Consider the following 23,084-nt stretch of genomic DNA (forward strand, 5'->3'; position numbering starts at 1 on the left):
GGCGTCGAAACGGCGCATCAGCAGGATGGCGCCAAGGGAGCCGAGGATGGATATGCCTAGCCCCAGGCCCAACATTCCCGCCCGGACGGCGACCGTCTGTTCTGTGTCGGGCACATAGCCGAGCCAGCCCAAGGTCCAGCCGATCAGTGCGGTGGAGGCGGCGCCGCTCGCCTTTACGACAACGAGATAGAAGGCGAACAGACCCGTCTCGAACCGCCGGCCGTGCCGCCAGGCCACGAAGTCCACCGCATTGGCCAGCAGGCCCCAAGGAAGCATGAAAACGCTGGCGAGACCGAAGCCGATCACCATCGCACAGGCCATAAGCGCTTCGGGCCAGGGCAGGCACAAGCCAAAGAGCAACAGCCCCGTCGCGCTGACGGCATGACCCGCGGCGAGCAGGGACGTCTTGCTGAAGCGGTTCGTCATCGCGGTCCAGCCGAGCACACCCAGAAACTGGCCCATGGTCAGCGCCAGCATCAGCGTGCGGACCAGGTCGGGACGATGCACGACATAGGTGCCGATATAGAGCAGCATCCGGCCGAAAGTGGGCGCGGCGAAGCCGGTGATGACCGCCAGCACGGCCAAACCGACGATCATGGGATCGCGCAGCGGAATTACGATGCCGTCGCGATCTGGCGGCGCCGTCGCGCCGCCGCCGGACGTCGTCGCGCTCGCCGTCATGGTCAGCACGAAAAGAACAGCTGCCACCAGGCCGGTGATGGCGAGGCGATCGAAGCCATGGCTGGCGCCCGCCTGCTGGACCAGCGGCGTCAGGACGATGGCGATCGTAAGGGCGCTCGTCGTGCTGAAGAGGAGCCGGTATCCCGAAACCCGCCCGCGCGCACGGCTGTCGCTCGTCATGCGCGCCATCAACGCATTGTGCGGCACGTCGATCACGGCATAGGCGCCGCGAAACACCAGCAACGCGCCGGCAAATACCCATATTTGCCGCACGCCCATCGCTGGCAGGGCGTAAAGCAAAGCGAACGCCGCGCCGCAGGGCAGGGCGGCCGCCGCGATCATCCAGCGATAGCCTTTGCCGGAGCGGCGCAGGCGGATGACCAACTGTGCCGCCAGCAGGTCGAAGACGAGGTCCCCGGCCAGCGCGACGAGCATCAGGGAACCGGCCGTCACCGGCGACAGGTTCAGCAGGTCGGTCAGAAGAAAGAGGATGGTGAGGTCGGCGCCTGAAAACAGGAGCGCCTTGCCGAAATTGCCGGACGCATAGGCCAGCAACCGACCTTCGCCGGCGTGGTTCAACCGCTGTGCATGTCGGCGATGCGTTGTCCACTTACTGGTGCCGGGAACGGTCAGCATGTCGTGCCGGGCATTAGGGCGGCATTCTTACATTTTCGCGACGCCCGGCGATGCTCATTCACCGTCGATATCCGCTGGACCCGTTTTGCAATCAGCCCTTGCGATGCCCTCGCGATGACGTCTTCGTCGCATGGCTCGATGACATTATGTTAGACTTGGACAAGGGTAGCGGAATTTGGCGCATATCGTCTTGAAAGGGGAGGGCGCGATGGGCGTCCTCCCCTGTCGTTCAGCCTTGATGCTGTGGGCGCCCCGGTTCCGCGGTCAGTTGCCGGGGTTCGTCATCCCGATCCGCGTCGAGGGGAATGGCGCGCCGGCCCCATCGCGCATAGAGCGTCGGCAAAACGAACAGCGTCAGCAAGGTGGCCGAGATGAGGCCACCGATGACGACGGTGGCAAGGGGCTTTTGTACCTCCGCCCCCGCGCCGCTGCTCAGGGCCATCGGCACGAAGCCAAGGCTGGCGACGAGGGCGGTCATCACCACGGGTCTCAATCGCTGGACGGCGCCGACGCGCGCCGCTTCCGCCCGGTCCACGCCCTGTCGCATCAGCGCATGGATGGACGACACCATCACCAGGCCATTCAGGACCGCGATCCCGGACAGCGCGATGAAACCCACCGCTGCCGAGATCGAGAAATCCATGCCCCGCAGGAAGAGCGCAAGCACGCCGCCGACCAGCGCCAGCGGCACGCCGGTGAACACGATCGCCGCGTCCCTCGCCGATCCCAGCGCGCCGTAGAGAAGCATGAGGATGAGGATGACGCAGGCGGGGATCACCAGTCGCAGGCGTTCACGCGCAGACGCCAGATTTTCGAACTGGCCGCCCCATTCCAGATAGGCGCCCGCGGGCAGGCGCACCTCCTGCGCGATGGCGGCCCTGGCGTCTTCCACCACGCTGGCGATGTCGCGGCCACGCACATTGGCCTGCACCACGACCCGGCGCTTGCCATTTTCGCGGCTGATCTGGTTGGGACCATCCACGACCCGGATGTCCGCGACGCTGGCCAGGGGCACGAACTGCCCATCGGGCGTGGGCAACTGTAGCTGCCGCAAGGCATTGAAGTCGGCGCGCTGCGCTTCCGACAGGCGGATCACGACCGGGAAGCGGCGATCGCCCTCGAAGATCATTCCCGCTTCCCTGCCGGCCAGGGTGGCGGAGACCATGGCGTGGACATCCTGCGCCGTTACGCCGAGCCGCGCCATCGCGTCGCGATCAACCCGGATGTCGAGCATCGGCAGGCCTGTGGTCTGTTCGACCTTAACGTCTGCGGCGCCCTGCGTCCGGCGCAGGATGGCGGCGATCTTCTCGGCCGTGGCGTTCATGGTGTTGAAATCGTCGCCGAACACCTTGATCGCGACATCGCCGCGGACGCCGGCGATCAGTTCGTTGAACCGCATCTGTATCGGCTGGGTGATTTCATAGGCGTTGCCGGGAAATCTGCCGAGTTCCCGTTCCAGCCGCTCGACAAGTTGGGCCTTGGTAAGGCTCTGATCCGGCCATTCGCTGCGCGGCTTGAGGATCACGAACATGTCGGTGGCGTTGGGCGGCATCGGGTCGGACGCCAGTTCTGCGGTCCCGGTTTTGGAGAAGACGAACTTCACCTCCGGCTGCTTCGCCATCATCTTTTCTATGGGCGCCTGCATCGCCTGGCTCTGCTGCACCGAGGTTGCGGGAATGCGCAGCGCCTGGATCAGCAGGTCGCCTTCGTCGAGTTGCGGCAGGAACAGCTGGCCCAGCGACAGGAAGGCGGCGATCGCCAGCAGGAAGCCGCCCACACCCACCCCAATGGTGAGCGTCGGCCGCCCCATGGCCTTGTCCAGCCCCGGCGCATAGCGCCGGCGCAGCCAGCCCATGATGCGGCCTTCCTTCTCGTCGATGCGATTGGACAGCCAGATGGCGATCGCCGCGGGCACGGCGGTCAGGGACAGGACGAACGCGAAGGCGAGCGCGATGATGACGGTCAGCGCCATCGGCACGAACGTCTTGCCTTCGACCCCGGTGAGGGTGAGCAGCGGGACATAGACTAGGATGATGATCGCCTGGCCATAGACCGAGGGACGGATCATCTCGCGCGCGGCCGCCGCCACGGTGGCAAGGCGTTCATCGACCGAAAGAAGGCGGCCTTCGCGATGCTGCCTGTCGGCCATGCGCCGCAGCGCATTTTCCACGATGATGACCGCGCCGTCCACGATCAGGCCGAAATCCAGCGCGCCCAGGCTCATCAGATTGGCCGACACGCCGAAGCGGAACATGCCAAAGCCCGTCAGCAACATGGTGACGGGGATCACCGCCGCTGCGATCAGGGCGGCGCGGAAGTTGCCGAGCAGGGCGAAGAGGACGATGATGACGAGCAGCGCGCCTTCGCCGAGATTCCTCGCGACCGTTTTGATGGTCGAATTGACCAGCGCCGTCCGATCGAGCACCGGCTGAACGATGACATCGGGCGGCAGCGACGCATTGATCTCCTGCAGCCTCTTTGCCACCGACATGGCGACGTCGCGGCTGTTTTCTCCGATCCGCATGATGGCGGTGCCGACGACGACTTCGGTGCCATTTTCGGATGCCGAACCCATGCGGATGGCCTGACCGGTCTTGACCGTCGCCACCTGATCCAGCGCGATCGGCACGCCTTCCCGCGTCGCCACGACGATGCGCGACAGTTCATCGGCATTGCGGACCAGGGCGTCGGAGCGGACCGCAAGCCCTTCGCCGTTGCGATCGACAAAGCCGCCGCCGATGCTGCTGTTGTTACGCTCCAGAGCCGTGCCCAGATCTGTCAGGCTCAGGCCCAGCATGACCAGTCGCTGGACGTCGGGAACGACCTGAAACTGCTTCACATAGCCGCCGATGGAATCGATGCCGGCCAGCCCCTTGCCGTTCTTGAGCAGCGGACTGACGATCCAGTCCTGCGTCGTGCGCAGATAGGTCGCCTTGTCGACATCGTTGGTCAACCGCTCGCCTTCGGGCGTGATGTAGCTGCCGTCGGGCTGCATGCCAGGCTCGCCGGGCAAATGCGTGTCGTCCTTGCGATGTTCGAGCCGGACGGTCCACATATAGACTTCGCCCAGACCCGTGGCGATCGGCCCCATTTCCGGGTTCGCGCCTTTGGGCAGATTGTCCGCGATCCCGCTCATGCGTTCATCGACTTGCTGGCGGGCGAAATAGATGTCGGTGGATTCGTCGAAGATGGCGGTAATCTGCGCGAAGCCGTTGCGGCTGAGCGATCGGGTATTTTGCAGGCCTGGAATGCCCGCCAACGCTGTTTCGATCGGAAAGGCGACCTGCTTTTCCACCAGTTCGGGCGAGAGGGCAGGCGCGCGCACGTTGATCTGGACCTGGTTGTTGGTGATGTCCGGCACGGCGTCGATGGGGAGGCGGTGCAGGGCGACGCCGCCGATGACGGCGGCGATGGCGGTCAGCAGCAGGACGAGCCAGCGCTTGCGAACCGCCCAGTCGACGATGGGGGCGATCATGGATCAATGATCCTCATGCGTGGCTTCGCTCTTGCCGAGTTCGGCCTTGAGCGTGAAGCTGTTGGTGGTGGCGATTCGTTCGGTGCCTTTGAGGCCGCTGCGCACGATCACGCTGTTGCCGCTATTGTCGCCGAGTGTGACCGGGACAGCCTGGAAACCGCTGTCGGTCCGCACGAATATGACCGACCTGTTGTCGATGGTCTGGACCGCAGTGGTCGGCACGCGGATCGTGCTATCCCCGCCGCTGTCGGTCAGGGCGACCGATGCCGTCACCGATTCCCCGACACGCCATTGACCCATGCGATTGTCCAGCGTCGCGATGACCGGCACCAATCGGGTTTGCGCATCCAGTATGGGCGAAACGAAGCTGATCTGCGCCTTAGCCTCGCGACCGGCGGCCTTGACGATCACCCGGTTGCCCGGCTTCACCCGGCCCGCATCGGCAGGCTGGAGGTGAAGTGCGATCGAGACGCTGGACAGATTGGCGATTCGATAGAGTTCGGTATCGGCCGTCACCGTCTGTCCCAGAACGGCGTTGCGCGAAATGACTTGCCCTGAAACCGGCGCGGCGATGCCGAGCCGGTTGAGGCTGCCGCCGCCGCCGCCCGCCGCGGACACCTGACTCCGGGCTTGCCGATAGGCGATGCCCGCCTCGATCGCGGCGGTGCGGGCGGCGATGAGATCCTGTTCGGGCGACACGCGCTGGGCGAACAGGCGCTGTTCGCGGGCCAGGTTGGAATTGGCCAGCGCCAGTCTGGCGCGGGTCGCCTCCACGTCGCCCTTGAGCTGCGCGGCTTCGCGGCTCTCGACGATGGCCAGGGTCTGGCCGCGACCGACCGATTGCCCCAGATTGCGGCTCAGCGACACCACCCGTCCGCCGATTGCCGCGGAGACGACCTGCGTTCCCTGCGGGTCGCCTTCGATGGTGGCGGGCAGTTCCAGCGTGCCCGAACCACCGGTTGTCGGTCGACCCAGCAGAATGCCGGCAGACGCGATCTGATCGTCCGACAGGATGATCCTGCCTTCTTCTTCGGTGTGGGTGGTTTCGCCGCCGGCCCCATGTTCCATGGGCGCAGCGGCATTGCCTGCTTCGTTTCCGGCGCTGCCGCCGCATCCGGCGAGCAGAATGGCAAGGGTGAAGGCAAGAAGAACCGTTTTTGCATGTGTGATGGTCATGTATCAATTTCCCTGTACGGGCGCGGGAGCGATCAGGCGCTCCAACCGTGCCCTGGCGTTCTGGTAGGATGCGAGCGCGTCGATCGCGGCGAGACGGGTCTGTGAAAGGGTCCGTTCGGCATCGAGAAGATCGAGTTGGCCGAACTTTCCTTCGCGATAGCCGATGCGCGCGATACGGGCGGCCTCCTGCGCGGCGGCGAGCGCCGGACCGCCTGCGTTGCGAGCGGCTGTTGCCGCATTATCGGCTTCTGCCTGTGCATCTGTAATCGCCTGCTCGACGTCGAGCGAGGTCATGCGGCGTTGCGCTTCGGCCCGGACGCGCTGCGCGCTGGCCTGGGCGACCGCCGCCTGTCCCGCGTTGAACAACGGTATCGGGATGGAGAGGGACAGGACGGCCGCGGTGTCATTGGTCGCGGACAGGCGACGGACGGCCGGACCGACCGTGACATCGGGTATACGCTGCGACCGGGCAAGCCGCACGCCGGCATCGGCCATGGCAAGATCGGCATCGGCCGCCGCCAGCGCCAGGGTGCCGGCGCTGGTCGCCATCGTCGGCCCGAAGGATGCGGGTGGCAGATGATCGAGCGCCGCCCCGTCCAGCGCGCCCGCAACCGGCTGCCCAATGCGGCGCTCCAGATTGGCGCGGATGGCATTGGCCAAGCGCTGCGTCTTTTGCACCTCGGCCTCGGCGTTGAGCTTGGCGACCTCGGCTCTCTGCTCCTCGAGCGGGGAGGCGCGGCCTGCCTGCACGCGGATGCGGGCGGCGTTCAGGGCGTCATGGGCGATGCGAAGCTGGTCGCGCGCCGTGACCAAGCGGCGTTCCGCGGCGATGGCATCGACATAAAGTGTCGTGACCTGAAGGCGGATGTCGGCCTGTGTGATGGCCGCCACGAGCGCTGCGCGATGGAACTGGGCGTCGGCGATCGCGATCCGGGCGGAGCGCTTGCCGCCCAGTTCGATAGGGATGTTGATGCCCACCGTCGTCTCGGCCTGACGAACACCGCCATAGGGGCCTGACCCGACGACATTTTCGACCTGCGACTGTATTTCCGGGTTTGGGCGCAGGCCGGCTACGGTGCGCGCCGCTTGCGCCGCGTCGATGCCGGCCTGCGCCGCGTTGGCGGCCGGGGCGCTGCCGCCGGCGATGGTGACGGCCTGGTCGAGGGTGAGGGCTGGGCCGACGGGCTGCCCCGTCGCAATATTATCCTGCGCCTGCGCGACGGCGACGCAAGGGGTGGCGGCCAGAGCGGCCGCAATGATCCTGTGCATAAAGCAAATCCCGATTTATACGCATCAAGCTGCGCATCCGCCTGAAGCGGGGCACAGCGATTTGATCGTCAATCAGGCGATGGGCGGCCGCAGATCGGGGCCGGGCGCCCAGCGGCCGAAGGCCCTGCACGGCGCGGCGGTTTTGGGCGCAGCCTGGGTATCGAAAAAAATGGGTGCGGTTGTCCGGGGCAGCAGCGACGCCGCACTGTGACAGCCGCCATGATGGTGCGGAACCGCCTTGTCGGCCTCGCCTGGCGAAGGATCGCCATCGCCATGGACATAACCGGAGCATTCGATGGCGGAGGCGGAGCTTGTTTCATTGGCATGGACCATCGACGCCGCCGTAAGCGAGGCGACGATCATCCACAAAAGAAGGAAAGTCCGACGAACCATGGCGCTCGCGATAACGGACTTTCCACGATCCGTCATCGTGAAATCTCCGCAAAGTCCGATCGGATGGCGCCGGCGCGCCGTCCTGAACCCTGCCGCCTCATTGCGAACCAGTTATGGCGATCCCGCCGACGCCGCGCTGGATCGTGAGCCGTGCCTGTGAAGGGCTGCCTGTCATATCCTTCAAAACTGCCGCTGGAACCGAACGATGTCATGTCCGACTATGCGACATTTGATTGTACCGACACCGATGGGGCATCCGGCGCGCTGATTGCAGACACGGCAGGCTGATTACAGGCTGTTTTCCGGGCTCGCTTGTCTCCTGCCGAACCCGGCCTGCCATGTCGGGCGCGACGGTTGGCTATCTACCGCATAGGCTCGCGGTGTCCGGTTATCATGTATAGCAAGCAAAGCGGCATCGCCAACATCACTTAGGTTGAACCGGCGGACAGCTGAATTTGGCGATGGGCATATTCCGGCCGAAGGCAATATTGCGCGGCGGCCTGGCCTGACTTGCTGCTCGTCAATCCGGCTTCGCTGGCGCTCTTGCATCGAAACGGATTTCACTGTTGCAGAGCGCAACCTGTCGAAAGACGGGCAGCAAGCGCGATAATTGTCGTTATGGCGTGTGCGAAGGCCGACAGCCCAACAGGGCGCGGCTGCACGAACGGGAGAGCGTGTGATGAACGGCTTGCAGAGCTATTTGCTTCAATCCTCTTCACCCTTCGCGGATCGGGTGGAAGGGCTATCCAGTACCGCGACCTTTGACGTGAAGATTCACAATACCAACTGGCTGGAACCGGGGGAAGGACTATTCCAATCGTCCCAATGTTTCGTCCAGATGTTCTGTAACGCAACGCGCCTCGTCACTGGCGCGCGCGCGCCGCGCGGGCATCAGGCCCGTTACGTCAACCTTGGCGGCATCGCCTTTTTCGCCAAGGAAGAACCCATGCTGGTGCGGTGGAAACGCGGGGCGCAGCGCAGCATATCCTGCGGCTTCGACATCGACCAGATCGCATCGCGCGCGACCGTGGAATGGAACTGGCCGGGTTTCGACTGGGCGTCGGCCCTAGTTATCCGCAACGACCATATCGCTGCAATGTTGCGGCGGGTCGCGGCGGAAACGGTCATGCCCGGTTTCGCCAGCAGCTTGCAGATTGAAACGCTGTTGCTTGGCGTCGCGTTCGAATTGCGCCGCCAGTTCAGCGGTGAATCCGCGCCCGAAGCGATCGCTGCGGGCAAACTCAGCCGCGCCCAACTCGAAACCCTGCGCGCCATCGCGGTCGACACGCCGGGCGAAGCGCCGACCATCGCCGATCTTGCCGAGGCGATCGGCATGGGCGGACGCAAGCTGGCGATCCGCTATCGCGCGACCACCGGGCAGACGTTGCGCAGTTTCCTGGCGGAAAGTCGGCTGGAACGCGCCCGGTTGCTGTTGCCCGATCAGCGTCTGCTGATAAAGCAGGTGGCCTTCGACTGCGGTTTCAAAAGTTCCGCCGCCTTCGCCGCCGCCTTTCATCGCAGCACCGGCCAGACACCGCAGGCGTTTCGCGGCGCGCTGCTGCCTAATTGAGCATCATTCGGCGAAATAGCGGGCGTGGAATGACCCGTCCTGGTAAAAATGATAGGTTTCCCCGCTATAGCGGATGGCCGGTCGACCGCCCATATCAGCCTTGTTGGCCATCATCGCCATGGCTTCGGAACCATTGACGATCAGATGCAGGATTTCGATCTGCACGATGGCGGCGTAATCGTCCCACATTTTGAGCAGCGCGTCCCATCCTTCCTGCACGCCGGTGCCCACGGGGTTTTCGAAACGAAATCCGCCCGGCGCCATGTCCTTGTACAGCGCCATGAAGCCATCCTTGTCGCCTGCGTTCCAAAGCTGGATGGATTCGACGATAAAGCCGCGAATATGGTCAGGGGTAGGTAGCGTCATGGATGTGGCTCCGTTTGCGATGGTCGGCCCATCTTGTCGCGCCGGGCAGCGCTGGAGGAAAGCTGTCGCACCATCGCCCAAATGCGAACATTGTCGGTGAACCGATCATCGGGCCGACCGTCCGCCGATCGCGCGGGCAGATGCCTGCCTGTCCGTCCATCGTGCGCATCTGGGATATACACTCTGCTTTCCGGCAACGTCGCGATGCCATGACGGGGCCGTGCGCCCGATGCTAATCCCGCGTCGAAAGACAATAAGCGGAGAGATGTCATGGGGACGAGAGAAGAATCCATCGCGCTGGAATTTATCGGCTATTTCCGAGATAACTGGCCCGATGATCTGGATGCCCCGCTGCGGCTCGTGTCCGACGACTGCTATTATCAGAGCATCGTGCCGACCACCGACCCGATCCGCGGCAAAGCCGCGATCAAGGCGAAATGGGAACGGATCAGGGCCGCCTATGGCGACCAGCGCCACGATATGAAGGGCGTCGCGTCCAGCGATACGCTGGTCTTCACCGAACGGACAGACTGGTCGCACACCAACGGAAAATGGGTGTCCATCCCGCTCGTCGCCGTGTTCGAAATCGGTCCGCAGGGAAAGATCGTCGCATGGCGCGAATATCTCGACGGCGGCAATGTCGCGCGCCAGATCGGCATGGCGGTCGAAGATCTGGAACAATCCTTGCGATCCGAACCGGCCTGATCCGGCCCGGCGCACAATCTGCGGGCATGTCCCGCGACGCAGTTCAGTGAAATGGAGACAGGCGTTGACCCGACAGGAAGAAATCGTGTTGAATTTCATTGGTGGCTACCGCGACAGTTGGCCGACCGATCTTGCCGCCGCGCTCATGCCGCTGGCCGACGACGCTTATTATCAGATCGTCGTACCCACGATCGCCCCGGTGGTAGGGCGCGACAGAATATTGGCCGAACATCGGCTGATGCAGCAGAAATGCACCGAACAACGCCATGACATGAAATGCTGGGGTTCGAACGGCAACACCGTCTTTACCGAACGTGTGGACTGGTCGCGCCGCAACGGCAAATGGTCGCCTGTCCCGCTGGTCGCCGTGTTCGACCTGAACGATGCGGGGCAGATCGTCGCCTGGCGCGAATATCTCGATCTTATCCACATTTCGCAATCGCACGGCATGACCGCGGACGCGCTGATCGCGTCGCTCGATCTGGAAAGCCAGCCGGGGGCTTAGCGCGCGGCGCCGTCGCGGGCGGGGCAAGTGAGCGACCTAATCTGCAAGTGAGCGACGCTCTCTCGCATAGGGGCGCCCCCGGCCATCCGCTAATCCAGCAAGGACAGTCAAGAGGTCGACCACAAGAGAGCGACCCAGGATCAGGCAGAGGGATGTCGATATGGTAAGTTGGAAGATGTGGCACGCCGTTTCGGTGATCGCGATGACGGTGTCGTCCGCGGCCCACGCGCAAGGCACGCCGCCAGCGGCTGAACAATCCGCCATCGGCATGGACGACATGACCCGCGACATCGTCGTCACTGCGCGGCGCAAGGCGGAATCGGCCCAGACCGTGCCGGTGTCGATCACGGCGGTCGGCGGCGAGGATATACAGAAGCTGGGGCTTCAGACCACCGCCGACCTTCAACGGCTGGTTCCCGGCGTCATCCTGAACGGCGCGGGTTCGATGTCGAACACCACCTACACCATTCGTGGCCAGGGCAAGGCAGTGACCGGACCCGGCCTGCCCTCGGTCATCACCTATCTCAACGAAGTTCCGCTGCCCCCGATCGGCAGCTTCACGCCGACCTTCGATCTGGACAATGTCCAGGTGCTCAAAGGGCCGCAGGGCACATTGTTCGGGCGCAACACCACGGGCGGCGCCGTCCTCGTTTATACCCGCACCCCTTCCTATGATTTTGAAGGCTATGCCCAGATCGACGTCGGCAATTACAACAAACATTCCGTTCAGGGCGCCGTCAACATCCCGATCATCGCCGACAAGCTGGCCATCCGCATCGCCGGCGATCGTGGCCGTAACAAGGGGTTCACGCCCAATATCAGCACTGGCAAGCGGCAGGACAATCTGCACATGGACACGTTGCGGGCGTCGATTCTGTTCGAACCGACGGACACCATCAAAAATGTGCTGATCGTCGATTACACCCGGATCGAAACCAATGCGCAGGGCTATTTTCCGGTCGTGGTGCTGCGCCCGGATCTTCAACCGCTGGTGGATTCGCTGCGCGCGCTGGGTCGGCGGACCGCCGCCAGCACGGTCGACCCCTTCGACAATGAAACCTTTTGGGGCCTGTCGAACACGACCTCGGTCGACATCGGCGCAGTGACGATCAAGAATATCTTTGGCTACCGCTATACCAATGTCGACAATCTGCAAAATGCGATCGGACTGCCCGCCGCGCCCTTGCCCAATCTAGGTCCGGGTCTGGCCGCGCTGGGGCTGGTGCCGGGTCAGCCCGGAACGCTCATCACCACCCGCAACCACAGCGTATCCGAACAATATACCAACGAATTGCAAATCAGCGGCTCCTTGTTCAACGACCGGCTTTCCTGGCTTGCGGGCGGCTTCTACCTCAAGGCGCAGCCAGCCGGGGTCAATTATCTGGTGCTCGATCTTTTCCGGCCGACGCCGCCCACCCCGACGACGCAGGCCATCGTCAATGGCGCGCTGGGCGGGGTATGGCCGGTAGGGTCGCTGTCCGACACTCTCTATGGCGACCAAAGCCACGCGCTCTTTGCCAATTTATCCTACGCACTCGACGATATGGGGTTGCGCGGCGTGACGCTCAACGGCGGCTTTCGCTACACTTGGGACAAACAGTCTATCTGTAGCAACAGCCGGGTTTCCGTCGCGCTGGCGACCGGGGAAACCATAGCCCAGCCCTATTCGGGCCTAGCCGCTTGCCGGGCCGATACCGGCAGTCGCTTCGGGCGCGCCAGTTTCGAAGGCTCCGCCCGATCAAAGGCGCCCACCTGGACGCTGGGTGTCGATTACAAGGCCAGCGACGACATCTTCCTCTACTTCACCAATCGGCGCGGCTATCGCGCCGGAGGATTGAATGCGCCCGTCCTTGCCCCGGTCCTCAGCGCCTTTCAGACTTTCGATCCGCAGACGGTCACAGACTATGAAGTCGGCGTCCACAGCAAGTTTCGCAGCGGTTCTTGGACCGGCCATTTCAATATCGCCGCCTTCATCAGTCATTTCGACAAGTTGCAGCTTCAAGCGACCGGCATAACCGCCGGGTCGGGTCTTCCCGGCCTGGATTCCACCAATGCGCCCGCCGGGTCCGCGCTACAGATCAATGCCGGAACGGCGACGTCGAAGGGTTTTGAGTTTGACGGACATATCTCGCCGACGCCCGGCCTGCGGCTAAGCTTTGCCGGCGCGCATCTGCGGCAGAAATTCGACCGGCTCGAAGCGCCCGCCATCCTCGCGCCCTTCTTTCACTCGCCGGGCGGTTTTACCGGGGCGCCCAAATGGAGTTACCAGTTCGCCGCCGATTATGAATTTGACCTTGGCGATTTCGGGCGGATGGCCCTGCATGGCGACTATTATCATATCGATCAATATCTACAGGGTCCGGTGCGCCTGCCGAGTTATAGTCTCATCAGCCTCAATGCGCAGGTCAGTAACCTGCAAGGCCTGCCGATTACCGTCACTGCCTATGTCGATAATCTGACAAACCGCCAATATATCCAGAATATCATCATCAGCGCGACCAGCTTCGGCATCAATTCGGGCAGCTATGCACCGCCGCGCACCTATGGCGTGCGGGTCCGCTACGACTTTTAGGGTCATGGCCGGGCCGCGGGTTCTTCATCGGCGGGCGGGGCGTGACGCTACGCCCGCCGATACCGCTCGTTCAGCCGTAAAATCGGGCGGCCACCGCCGTGTCGAGATATTCCTTGCCCTGCGCGATCCTGCCCTGCGCATCGATCGCCAGGACATAGACATAGCTGTTGCAATATTCCCCCTCGGCGAAGCTGAAACGCCCTTCCGCTTCGATCGCGACCCGATCGTCCTGCGCGGTGGTGCGCAATATGGTCATCGCGCGCGCGCCCGATCGCCCGATCGTTCCTGCCAGACCCCGCATCAGCGCGCTACGGTCCAACATGCCCCATCCCTGCACCCACCAGGTCGCATCTGGGGCGAGCAGCGCATCGATTGCATCCAGATCGCCCGCAACGATCGCGTCGAGGAAATCCTGGCCGGTCCGGGCCGGATCGGGCTGTGGCGAAGCAATGGTCATGGCGCCATTGAGCCGTCGCCGGCCTGGCCTGTCAAACATATAGTGAAAGGACAGATGGCGTGACCAAGACAGAGGAAATCCGCCCCCACCAGCGCACCTGCCCGCTGTGCGAGGGCATGTGCGGCATCGATGTCAGCGTCGACGGGGACCAGGTGACGATGGTCCGCCCGAACAAGGCGAATGTCTGGAGTCGGGGCCATATCTGTCCAAAGGGGACGACGCTGGGCGACCTGCATCATGATCCCGATCGGCTGCGCACGCCGATGATCCGCGAAGGCACCCAATGGCGCGCGGCGTCGTGGGAAGAAGCGTTCGCCCATGCCGATCGGCTGGCGCGCGGCGTGCGCGAAAAATATGGGCAATCGGCCTTTGCCAGCTTTGGCGGCAATATGTCGGGCAAGGGATTCGCCAGTGGCCGCTACATGATGCTGCTCTACCGGTTGGCGCGCTTCGCCCAAAGCTATTCCTCGTCCAGCGTGGATCAGCTTCCCAAGAATGTCAGTTCCTTCCTGCTGTACGGCAATATGTGGCGCATACCGATCCCGGACATCGACCGAACCGACCTGTTCGTCATTCTGGGCGCCAATCCCGCCGAATCGAAGGGCAGCATTTTCTCGCACCGCGATGTCATGGGTGGCATTCGCGACTTGCGCGCGCGCGGGGGCAGGGTCGTGGTGCTTGACCCGGTGCGCACCCGAACCGCGGCGGCGGCGGACCAGTGGGTGCCGCTGCGCCCCGGCAGCGACGCGGCCCTGTTGCTGGGCATCGTCCATGTCCTGTTCGCCGAAAATCGCGTGCGCCTGGGCCATCTCTCGCCGCTGCTGTCAGGGGTCGAAACGCTCCGCGACGTTGCCGCCGCCTTTCCGCCCGAACGTGTCGCGGACTTTTGCGGTGTCGATGCGTCGGTCATCCGCCGCCTCGCGCTGGACATAGCAGACGCGCGGGCTGCCGCCATTTATGGGCGGATCGGCACCTGCACGCAAAGTTTCGGCACGCTGGCATCCTGGCTGGTCGACGCCATCGCCATTCTGACCGGAAATCTGGATGCGCCCGGCGGATCGATGTGGTCGACGCAGGTCGCCCCGCACCTTGACCTTGCACCGCCCTATGCCAGCACCGGCGCGGTTGCCGGTAATCCGTCCAGGGTGCGGGGCGTCCCGGCAATATTGGGTCAATATCCCGCATCCTGCCTTGCCGAAGAGATCGACACGCCCGGCGAAGGCCAGATTCATGCGCTGATGACGCTGGGCGCGAACCCCGTCCTCTCGGTGCCCGGCTCCGCCCGGCTGGACGCGGCGCTGGAACAGTTGGACTGTATGGTCAGCATCGACATCTATCTCAACGAAACCACTCGCCACGCCCATGTCATCTTCCCCAGTCCGTCCCTGCTGGAACAGCCGCACTGGGACATATGGGCCTGGCCATGGGCGCTGACCAGCGGCGGACATTATTCTCCGGCGCTGTTCGGTGAAGGGCATCGGCCCCCCGAATGGCAAGTCATGGCCCGCATCGGCGCGATCATGGGCGGGGTGGACATTCCCGACCTCAACGCCCTGGACGATGAATTTTTCGGCATGATGTGCGATCAGGCCGGGGTTGATCGCCAGGTCGCCTTTGCCGCGTTGCCGACTAACGGTCCCGAACGCATTCTGGACCTGTGCATTCGTTCGGGTCCGTTCGGCGATCGTTTCGGCGCGCATCCGACGGGCCTCTCGCTCGCCGATTTCAAGACGGCCCCCGACGGGATATTGCTTGGCCCTGCCGTGCCGCTGGGCGAACGGGCGATCACGACGCCGACTGGCAGGATCGAACTGGCGCATCCGCATTTCCTGACCGACATCCCCCGGTTGGAAGCGGCACTGGACGAACCCGTGCCCGCCCTCGTGCTGGTCAGCCGACGCCAGTTGCGATCGCTTAACAGTTGGATGCACAATCTCAACACGCTGGTGAAGGGCAAGGAACGCTGCACGCTCCAGATTCACGGCGACGATGCGCGCGCTCTTGGCCTGGCCCATGGCGACAGTTGCGAAGTGACCAGCCAGGGCGGCATCGTCACCGCGCCGGTGGAAGTGACCGACGACATCATGCCCGGCGTGGTCAGCCTGCCCCACGGTTGGGGCCATGATCGCGAAGGCGCACGCCTCGACATTGCCCGGTTGCATGTCGGCACCAACATCAATGAACTCAGCCCGGCCGAAATGATCGACGCCGCGTCGGGCAACGCCGTGCTGAACGGCATCCCGGTCGCGGTCCGTCGCCTTCCCTGATCCTTCCTGCGCCTTTTCCCGTCAGCGCGGCGGGATGGGTTGCAGGTCGAAGTCGATATAGCGGTAATTGTCGCCGCAATCGCGCAGCAGGAAATTCTGCCGTTTGAGCCAGCGATGGAAATGCCGCGTCAACGCCGCGTCCATTTCGGGTCCGGCCTGCGCGACAAAGGCGTCGAGCGCCGCCATCGCCGCATCGTCATCGTCGAACCGCTGCCCCAACAATGCCTCGACATCGTCCATGTCCGCTGCCGCCACCTGCGCGCCATAAGTCGCCCAGCGCCGCAGATAGCGCGCCAGCGCGGCGGCGGAATCGCGCTGATAGTCCGCGGCGGCGCTCCCGCCCGGCAGCGCCTCCACCTGCGCGACCAATTTGCGCGCCGCTTCGTCGAACCCGATCTGGCGGGGAACGGGCAGGTCCGGGTCGGTCAGCGCTACGCCGTCATGCGCGGCGATCGCACTGATCGAAAAGCGGGTGGCGGACACCGCAAACTGCATATAGGCGACATAATCCTGTTCGGGCGAGGACTGGAAGGCGAGCGGCCACAGCAGAAATCCGTTGACCCCGCAAAATCCGGCCGTGTGATATTCGATCAGCCGCTTGCTGATCCTGTCCCCGGTCAGCCGCTCATAATGATCGATCAACGCCGAAATATCGCCCAATGGCTCCGCCGTGTCGCGGATGCGCAACCCCGCAAGCTCGGCCGCAGGATCGCCAAAGCTCGACACCTCGAAATCGATCAGACCCGTCACGCGATCGTCTTCGAACAGAAATTGTCCCGCGTCCGGGTTGATGAAGGCGGCCTTCGTCCGGTCGCGCGGCACGTTGCGATGCAGCCAGTCGGCGATGAAGCGCATCAGGGGGAAAGGGCGACCGATCGTCTTGTGGAAAATGTCGATGGCCGGCTGGTACAGCGCCAGCGCGATGTCCTGCGCCGACGTGGGAACCGGCAATCCCACCTTCGCAAAGGCGGCAAGCGGAACCTGGTGCAGCCGCGCAATCAACGCGATATACGCCTCGCGCACCTGTCGGCGCACATCTTCGTCGGCAATGGTGGCACTGTTGATCCTGCCGGGAATATGCTCCAGCACCAGCGACAGCGGATCGTCGATCACGCCCAGCAGGCGCGGCGCGGGAATGGCGTTGGCTTCGAAAGCCCGGTGGATTTCGCCCTCTTGGATCATGTCGACTGGCGACACATAGCTATCGCCACGCGGCCCGCGAATATAAAGTGGGGTGACCACGCCGTCCCGGATCACCTGCGCATCCCAGCCGGGGCGCCAGCGCGGATGCCGCACGAACCCAGTCACCACGCCCATATTCTGCGTCAGCCAGTCGAACACCTTGCGGTCGAACGGGTCCAGATTCGCCGGGTCGATCGCCGACACAGGCGGCGGGGTGTCGATGATGGCATCGGTCATATCGTTCTCCTCTCTTTCCCGAAAGCTATCATCTCTGTCGCCGCTGTCGCCATCGCAGGCGCTTTGGCGACAGGATCGGCATCTGGGCGATGGCGATCGCGCTTCCGCTCCCCACCGGCCGCTGCGCACTATTGCGGCACAGACGATAAGGATCGAGAGGGCTTTTCCATTCCGCAATCCCCGCCCAGTCCGAACGGGCCGCCACTTTCGGCCCTGACCCTTGCTGCCCTGGCCGCGCCCAGCATCGCCCTGTCGGCCCTCAGTCTGCCGCTGGTGGTCTATCTGCCCAGCTATTATTCGGGCAGCCTGCATCTCGATCTGGGTGTCGTTGGCGCGGTGTTCATGATCGTGCGGATCATCGACATCGTCCTGGACCCGCTGCTTGGCGGATGGATGGACCGCACCCGCACCCGTTTCGGGCGCTATCGGCCATGGGTCGCGGCGGGCGCCCCCATGATAATGGTCGGCATGGTGATGCTGTTCACTGCATCGCCCGGTGTCGGGCCGGGCTATCTGGCGATATGGCTGCTCGTCGCCTATGCTGGCTGGTCGGTGCTGGGCCTGGCCCAACTGGCCCTGGCGGCAGGGGCTTCGCCCGATTATCAGGAACGCTCCCGCATCTACGCCTGGTGGCAGTTCGCCTTCATGCTGGGGATGGTCGCGGCCATGCTGATCCCCAAGATACTCGCCTTTGCCGGGCGGCCGGGCCAAACCGATGCGATGCACATGATGGCATGGTTCGTTGTGGGGGTGACGCCGCTGATGACGGGCTTTACCCTCGCCATCGTACCTGAACGCCACCGTGCCGCAGACTCGCGTCATGGCGGCATCTCCACCTATTTTCGCCTGGCCAGGCGCGGGGATGTCAGGATCGTGCTGTTGGGCGAACTGCTGCTGGGCCTTGGCGCGGGCGCCACGACCACCTTGGCGGTCTTTTTCTTCGCCCTTGCCAAGGGCATCGCTCCGGCCGATGTCGGCCTCATCCTGATCGGCCAGTTCGCCGTGGCGCTCCTTGTCACGCCGGTCTGGACCATATTGGCGGGCCGGTTGGGCAAGCATCGCGCGCTTGCTCTGGCGGCAACGGGGTCGGGCCTTGCGCAAATCCCGCTATACTTGATGCCCGGCGGCAATCTGCTCGTGGCGATCGGCGTCTTTTCGCTCGTCGGCCTGTTTTATGGCGCCATCGCCATGCTGCCGCGCGCGATGATCGCCGATTGCGCCGATGCCAACCGGCTCGATAGCGCAGAGGATTGTACCGGCCTCCTGTTCGCCCTGTTGATCGGCGTCTGGAAGGTCGGTCAGGCGCTGTCGGTCGGCCTGCTGTTCATGATTCTGGACTGGATCGATTTCAAGCCCGCACTGGATGCCAGCAACTCGGTCCAGGCGCTCGACCGGCTTCAATGGCTCTATTGCTTCATACCGTTGCTGCTCTCCGGCTTGGCCGCGCTGCTGCTGCTACGTTATCCGCTCACCAGTGCGCGCCATGCCGAAATATTACAAAAACTTCAATTAAAACAATGACATAAAAGATTTTTTTAAACACTTCTGCCGTGACCGCCCCGAACCGACCGGTGCAAAAATCGCACAGCATCGTCTGTTTCGCTGTCCATGTCGCGCCCGTCGAGGACAATCGAATGGGAGTTCGACTATCTGCCAAAGCACTGTTCGAACAGCTTAATTGATTGCTCCTGCAGATTGTGACCGGCGCGCGTCGATCGACCGGCGCAGGCTGTCGACCAGGACCAGTGTCGAACTACCCAGCTTCGCCACCTCAACCCTCGATCTGCGATCAGCATAGACAATGTGCTGCGGCGGATGCCGATGCAACGGCAGGCGTTGGGAACGCTTAGGCTTATGGGTCCAACCTTGCTGCCTGCGGCTGCTCTACGTCCAACTTTTAAAGGCTGTGCGTTGGGCCACGCGATGCGCCTTGGCGCTGGTGGTGACGAAGCAGACCCCAGGGGAGAAACAGCCAGCCCGCCACCGTCGTCGATTATCGGTGACGCGAAAGATGGGCGCTACATGACCTTTCTACGCCAATGGCCTACGATACCTAAATCTATAAATATCCCAGCAAATGCTGGGATTCAGCGTTCGCCAAAGCGTGCCTGTGACCGTTGGAATACAGTAAATGGCGGAGCGGCAGGGATTCGAACCCTGGATACGCTTTTGGCGTATACTCACTTTCCAGGCGAGCGCCTTCGACCACTCGGCCACCGCTCCGCATTGCACTGGAAGTGCGGCTCCCTATCGTGCGATGTGCGGCTAGGCAAGGGCTATGGGCAGGGGATGCTTTACTTTATCCCGCGGTCGCTGTTTGATCGCGGCATGAACCGCCTTCTCGCGCTCGCGCTGTCCGCCGCTGTCCTTCCTGCCTGCCTCGCTGCCCAGGCTCTCGCCACCGATCCGCCCGCTACGCCCGCCGACGTAGTGGCGCAAGCGCCGGCGGGCGCATGGCGGCCGATACCAGCGGACGAACTGCTGGTGATGACCATAGAGGGCGGCAAGCGCGTAGTCATCCAGCTCGCGCCCGGCTTTTCGCCACGCCATGTCGCCAATATCGCGACGCTGGCGAAGGCGCATTGGTGGGACGGCGCCAGCATCAACCGGGTGCAGGACAATTATGTCGTGCAATGGGGCGATGCGACCGAGAAGAAGCCGATGCCGCCAGGCCTGTCCGCCACCAGCCCGGACGATTATGCGCTGCCGCTGGCGACGCGGCGGCTTGCGGTCACGCCCTTGCCCTATGCCGATCCCTATGCCTCCTCGACCGGCTTCGTGGGCGGCTGGCCGGTGGCGATGGACGGAACGTCGGCCTGGCTGCCCCATTGCTATGGCTATGTCGGCGTCGGCCGGAACCTATCGCCGGACGCGGGAACGGGCGCGGAACTCTATGCCGTGATCGGCCAGGCGCCGCGCCAGCTCGATCGCAACATCGCAGTCGTGGGCCGCGTGATCGAAGGCATGGCGCATCTGTCCAGCCTGCCGCGCGGATCGGGCGAACTGGGCTTCTATACGCCGACCGAACATCAGGCGCCGATCCTGACCGTCCGTCTCGCCAGCGAACTGCCGGCCGCCGAGCGCCCGCGCTTCGAGGCGATGGACACGCTGTCGCCCAGCTTCGCCAATTATTTGCGCCTGCGCGCCAACCGAAAGGATGATTTCTATGATCGCCCCGCTGGCGGCGTCGACCTGTGCAATGCGCCGGTGCCGGTCAGGGCCGCGCCCTAACATCGGGGGAACCTTCGTCATCCCGCCTGCGCTATGATGGCGGCAGAGCGGCGCGACGGCAACGCGCCCCCTTTTTTGGAGAGGCACGATGATCGTCGGCACCGTCAAGGAAATTAAGAACCATGAATATCGCGTCGGCCTGACGCCCGAAAGCGTGCATGAACTGACCGCGCACGGCCATCGCGTACTGGTGGAAAGCGGCGCGGGCGAGGGTATCGGCGCGAGCGACGCGCTGTACGAGACAGCGGGGGCGGAGATCGTCGCGGCGGCCGTCGACGTCTTCGCTACCGCCGAAATGATCGTGAAGGTGAAGGAGCCGCAGCCGCAGGAGCGCGCCCTGCTGCGGCCGGGCCAGATCCTCTATACCTATCTCCACCTTGCGCCCGACCCGGAGCAGACCCACGACCTGATCGCGTCGGGCGCAACCTGCATCGCCTATGAAACCGTGACCGACGTCCATGGCGGCCTGCCGTTGCTCAAGCCGATGAGCCAGGTCGCCGGTCGCATGGCGATCCAGGCGGGGGCGACCGCGCTGGAAAAGGCGCATGGCGGGCGCGGGGTGCTGCTGGGCGGGGTGCCCGGCGTGCTGCCGGCCAAGGTCGCGGTGATCGGTGGCGGCGTGGTCGGCTTCAACGCGGCGCAGATGGCGGCGGGCCTCGGCGCCGACGTCACTATCCTGGATCGCAGCCCGGAGGTGCTGGAAAAGCTCGGCACGTATTTCGAGGCGCGAGCCAAGACCCGCTTTTCCAACCGCGCGAACCTGGCCGAATGCGTGGCGGATGCGGACCTGGTGATCGGCGCCGTGCTGATCCCCGGCGCCGCCGCGCCCAAGCTGGTCAGCGCCGCGATGCTGAAAACCATGAAGAAGGGCGCGGTGCTGGTCGATGTCGCGATCGATCAGGGCGGCTGTTTCGAAACCAGCCACGCCACCACCCATGCCGACCCCACCTATATCGTCGATGGCGTCGTCCATTATTGCGTCGCCAACATGCCCGGCGCGGTGGCGCGGACCAGCACCTATGCGCTCAACAATGTGACGCTGCCCCACGCGCTGCGCATCGCCGAACTGGGGTGGCGGGACGCATTGCGCGACGACCCCCACCTGCGCGCGGGCCTCAACATCTGGGATGGAAAGGTGACTTATCAGGCCGTCGCACAGGATCTGGGCCTGCGCTATACGCCCGCGGAGGAGGCGTTGGCCTGATGATACCATGTCCTTTTGTTTCCCCATCGTCTTGCACTTTAGGCCATGGCCTTGCGGGTTCCCGCACCTCGTTCGTCTAGCGGGACAGGGGGACATGACCACATGCCCCCCATGCAGCTTGATTTCGCCGAAGAGAGGCATGGTTTAACGTCATGGTCGATTTCCCCAATTTCGCCGCCTTGATCCGCAGAGGCGAACGCAGCAACATGCGCGCTCGTCGTAATGGGCAGGAGGGCGCGCTATAATGCAGGGCGATGTCATGACCTGGCTCATTCCGCTCGTCGCGATGCTGGCCGCCGGCCTGCTCGCGGGCTTCGCCGCGGGCATTTTCGGCATTGGCGGCGGCTTCGTCGTGGTGCCGGCCCTGCTCGTCGTCCTTCCACTGCTCGGCGGCACGCATGACGCCATCGCCCATGTCGCGATCGGCACGTCGGCGGCGACCATCATCGTCACCTCCATCCGTTCGCTGTTGGCCCATTCCAAGCGCGGCGCGGTGGAGTTCGAAGTGCTCAAGACCTGGGCGCCCTGGATTGTCCTGGGCTGCGGCGCGGGCGTGATGCTCGCCAGCCATGTCGATGGCCGCACGCTCAAGATGATCTTCGGCGGCGGCGTGATCCTGATGTCGCTGAACTTCCTGCTGCCCAAGGTCAGCGGCAAGGTCGTCAGCGACACCATGCCGTCGGGCATATTGCGCATGGGCATCGCCGGCGGGCTCGGCACATTTTCCTCGCTGCTGGGCATTGGCGGCGGCACCATCGCCATCATGGTGATGACGCTGTGCGGCCGCACCATTCACCGTGCGATTGCGACGGCGTCGGGTATCGGCACGCTGATCGCCATCCCGACAACCATCGGTTTCGCGATCATCGGTCTGAAAGAAGGCGGCCTGCCCTGGGGTTCGCTGGGTTACATCAACATCCCCGCCACGTTGGCGATCGCCTCCATGTCGATGCTGACCGCGCCGCTCGGCGTGGCCGCCGCCCACAGCCTGCCCGCCGGCCCGCTCAAAAAGATCTTCGGCGCCTATCTGCTCGTGATCGGCTGCCTCATGCTGCGCGCCGGGCTCAAAATATAAACGCCAAAGCCGGGGCTTTGCGCGAAAGGCCGCCAGTGACGGGCTAACAGCCTTTGTCACTGGCGGCCTTTCGCGTTATCTGC

17 protein-coding genes, 1 tRNA gene and 1 pseudogene are annotated in these 23,084 nt (G+C 64.0%); 11 read left to right on the plus strand and 8 right to left on the minus strand.

Annotated features, from left to right (window positions below):
- Nucleotides 1-15: 15 nt before the first annotated feature.
- From V473_RS01825 to V473_RS01840, 4 genes and pseudogenes are all read right to left on the minus strand, one after another.
- Nucleotides 16-1,317 (minus strand): annotated as a pseudogene (locus V473_RS01825) (MFS transporter); the annotation flags it as partial.
- A gap of 229 nt (nt 1,318-1,546) precedes the next feature.
- Entirely contained in the window at nt 1,547-4,792 is a 3,246-nt protein-coding gene (locus tag V473_RS01830; RefSeq protein WP_066599868.1) for an efflux RND transporter permease subunit, read from the minus strand.
- A 3-nt stretch (nt 4,793-4,795) separates the two neighbouring features.
- Nucleotides 4,796-5,968 carry an efflux RND transporter periplasmic adaptor subunit gene (locus tag V473_RS01835; protein ID WP_066599869.1) on the minus strand — a complete coding sequence of 391 codons (1,173 nt, stop codon included), beginning with the start codon at nt 5,966-5,968 and terminating at the stop codon, nt 4,796-4,798.
- A 3-nt stretch (nt 5,969-5,971) separates the two neighbouring features.
- Nucleotides 5,972-7,237 carry a TolC family protein gene (locus tag V473_RS01840; RefSeq protein ID WP_066599872.1) on the minus strand — a complete coding sequence of 422 codons (1,266 nt, stop codon included), beginning with the start codon at nt 7,235-7,237 and terminating at the stop codon, nt 5,972-5,974.
- Here V473_RS01840 and V473_RS23390 point away from each other — a divergent pair.
- From V473_RS23390 to V473_RS01850, 3 genes are all read left to right on the plus strand, one after another.
- Nucleotides 7,224-7,448 carry a hypothetical protein gene (locus tag V473_RS23390; RefSeq protein ID WP_148648304.1) on the plus strand — a complete coding sequence of 75 codons (225 nt, stop codon included), beginning with the start codon at nt 7,224-7,226 and terminating at the stop codon, nt 7,446-7,448. The two genes, V473_RS01840 and V473_RS23390, sit on opposite strands and share 14 nt — an antisense overlap.
- Nucleotides 7,449-7,532: 84 nt before the next feature.
- Nucleotides 7,533-7,790, plus strand: a complete 258-nt coding sequence (locus V473_RS23395) for a hypothetical protein (RefSeq protein ID WP_148648305.1) — start codon at nt 7,533-7,535, stop codon at nt 7,788-7,790.
- Between the two features lie 519 nt (nt 7,791-8,309).
- Nucleotides 8,310-9,200: a helix-turn-helix domain-containing protein gene (locus V473_RS01850; RefSeq protein WP_082678944.1), complete on the plus strand. Its 891-nt coding sequence runs from the start codon at nt 8,310-8,312 to the stop codon at nt 9,198-9,200.
- A gap of 3 nt (nt 9,201-9,203) precedes the next feature.
- On the opposite strand, the gene V473_RS01855 is transcribed toward V473_RS01850, so the two are convergent.
- Nucleotides 9,204-9,566, minus strand: coding sequence for a nuclear transport factor 2 family protein (locus tag V473_RS01855; RefSeq protein ID WP_066599883.1), 363 nt, complete (start codon nt 9,564-9,566; stop codon nt 9,204-9,206).
- A gap of 270 nt (nt 9,567-9,836) precedes the next feature.
- Here V473_RS01855 and V473_RS01860 point away from each other — a divergent pair, with 270 nt between their 5' ends.
- The 3 genes from V473_RS01860 to V473_RS01870 all read left to right on the plus strand — a co-directional run bounded on the left by V473_RS01860 (nt 9,837) and on the right by V473_RS01870 (nt 13,348).
- Nucleotides 9,837-10,271, plus strand: a complete 435-nt coding sequence (locus V473_RS01860; protein ID WP_066599886.1) for a nuclear transport factor 2 family protein — start codon at nt 9,837-9,839, stop codon at nt 10,269-10,271.
- Nucleotides 10,272-10,335: 64 nt separating this feature from the next.
- Nucleotides 10,336-10,776, plus strand: a complete 441-nt coding sequence (locus tag V473_RS01865; protein ID WP_066599887.1) for a limonene-1,2-epoxide hydrolase family protein — start codon at nt 10,336-10,338, stop codon at nt 10,774-10,776.
- A gap of 160 nt (nt 10,777-10,936) precedes the next feature.
- Nucleotides 10,937-13,348: a TonB-dependent receptor gene (locus tag V473_RS01870; RefSeq protein WP_082678946.1), complete on the plus strand. Its 2,412-nt coding sequence runs from the start codon at nt 10,937-10,939 to the stop codon at nt 13,346-13,348.
- Between the two features lie 70 nt (nt 13,349-13,418).
- Here V473_RS01870 and V473_RS01875 read toward each other — a convergent pair whose 3' ends face one another.
- Nucleotides 13,419-13,805, minus strand: coding sequence for a nuclear transport factor 2 family protein (locus V473_RS01875; RefSeq protein WP_066599889.1), 387 nt, complete (start codon nt 13,803-13,805; stop codon nt 13,419-13,421).
- A 59-nt stretch (nt 13,806-13,864) separates the two neighbouring features.
- Between V473_RS01875 and V473_RS01880 the strand changes: the two genes are divergently transcribed.
- The gene (locus V473_RS01880; RefSeq protein ID WP_066599892.1) at nt 13,865-16,072 is read left to right on the plus strand and encodes a molybdopterin-dependent oxidoreductase; all 2,208 of its coding nucleotides are present in this window, start codon (nt 13,865-13,867) and stop codon (nt 16,070-16,072) included.
- A 21-nt stretch (nt 16,073-16,093) separates the two neighbouring features.
- On the opposite strand, the gene V473_RS23935 is transcribed toward V473_RS01880, so the two are convergent.
- Nucleotides 16,094-17,491: a phosphotransferase gene (locus V473_RS23935; RefSeq protein ID WP_066599893.1), complete on the minus strand. Its 1,398-nt coding sequence runs from the start codon at nt 17,489-17,491 to the stop codon at nt 16,094-16,096.
- Between the two features lie 63 nt (nt 17,492-17,554).
- Here V473_RS23935 and V473_RS23940 point away from each other — a divergent pair, with 63 nt between their 5' ends.
- Complete coding sequence (locus V473_RS23940; protein ID WP_169793902.1) at nt 17,555-19,012, plus strand: MFS transporter; 1,458 nt, start codon at nt 17,555-17,557, stop codon at nt 19,010-19,012.
- A gap of 611 nt (nt 19,013-19,623) precedes the next feature.
- On the opposite strand, the gene V473_RS01895 is transcribed toward V473_RS23940, so the two are convergent.
- Nucleotides 19,624-19,714: transfer RNA gene (locus V473_RS01895), tRNA-Ser, on the minus strand.
- Between the two features lie 105 nt (nt 19,715-19,819).
- On the opposite strand from V473_RS01895, the gene V473_RS01900 reads away from it, so the two are divergent.
- The 3 genes from V473_RS01900 (at nt 19,820) to V473_RS01910 (ending at nt 23,001) form a co-directional block, all read left to right on the plus strand.
- Entirely contained in the window at nt 19,820-20,722 is a 903-nt protein-coding gene (locus tag V473_RS01900; RefSeq protein ID WP_066604861.1) for a peptidylprolyl isomerase, read from the plus strand.
- 88 nt (nt 20,723-20,810) lie between these two features.
- Entirely contained in the window at nt 20,811-21,926 is a 1,116-nt protein-coding gene (gene ald, locus V473_RS01905) for an alanine dehydrogenase (protein WP_066599897.1), read from the plus strand.
- A gap of 244 nt (nt 21,927-22,170) precedes the next feature.
- The gene (locus V473_RS01910; RefSeq protein WP_066599901.1) at nt 22,171-23,001 is read left to right on the plus strand and encodes a sulfite exporter TauE/SafE family protein; all 831 of its coding nucleotides are present in this window, start codon (nt 22,171-22,173) and stop codon (nt 22,999-23,001) included.
- Nucleotides 23,002-23,084: the final 83 nt, after the last annotated feature.

Source organism: Sphingobium cupriresistens LL01 (genome assembly GCF_001046645.1).
Classification (GTDB): Bacteria; Pseudomonadota; Alphaproteobacteria; order Sphingomonadales; family Sphingomonadaceae; genus Sphingobium; species Sphingobium cupriresistens.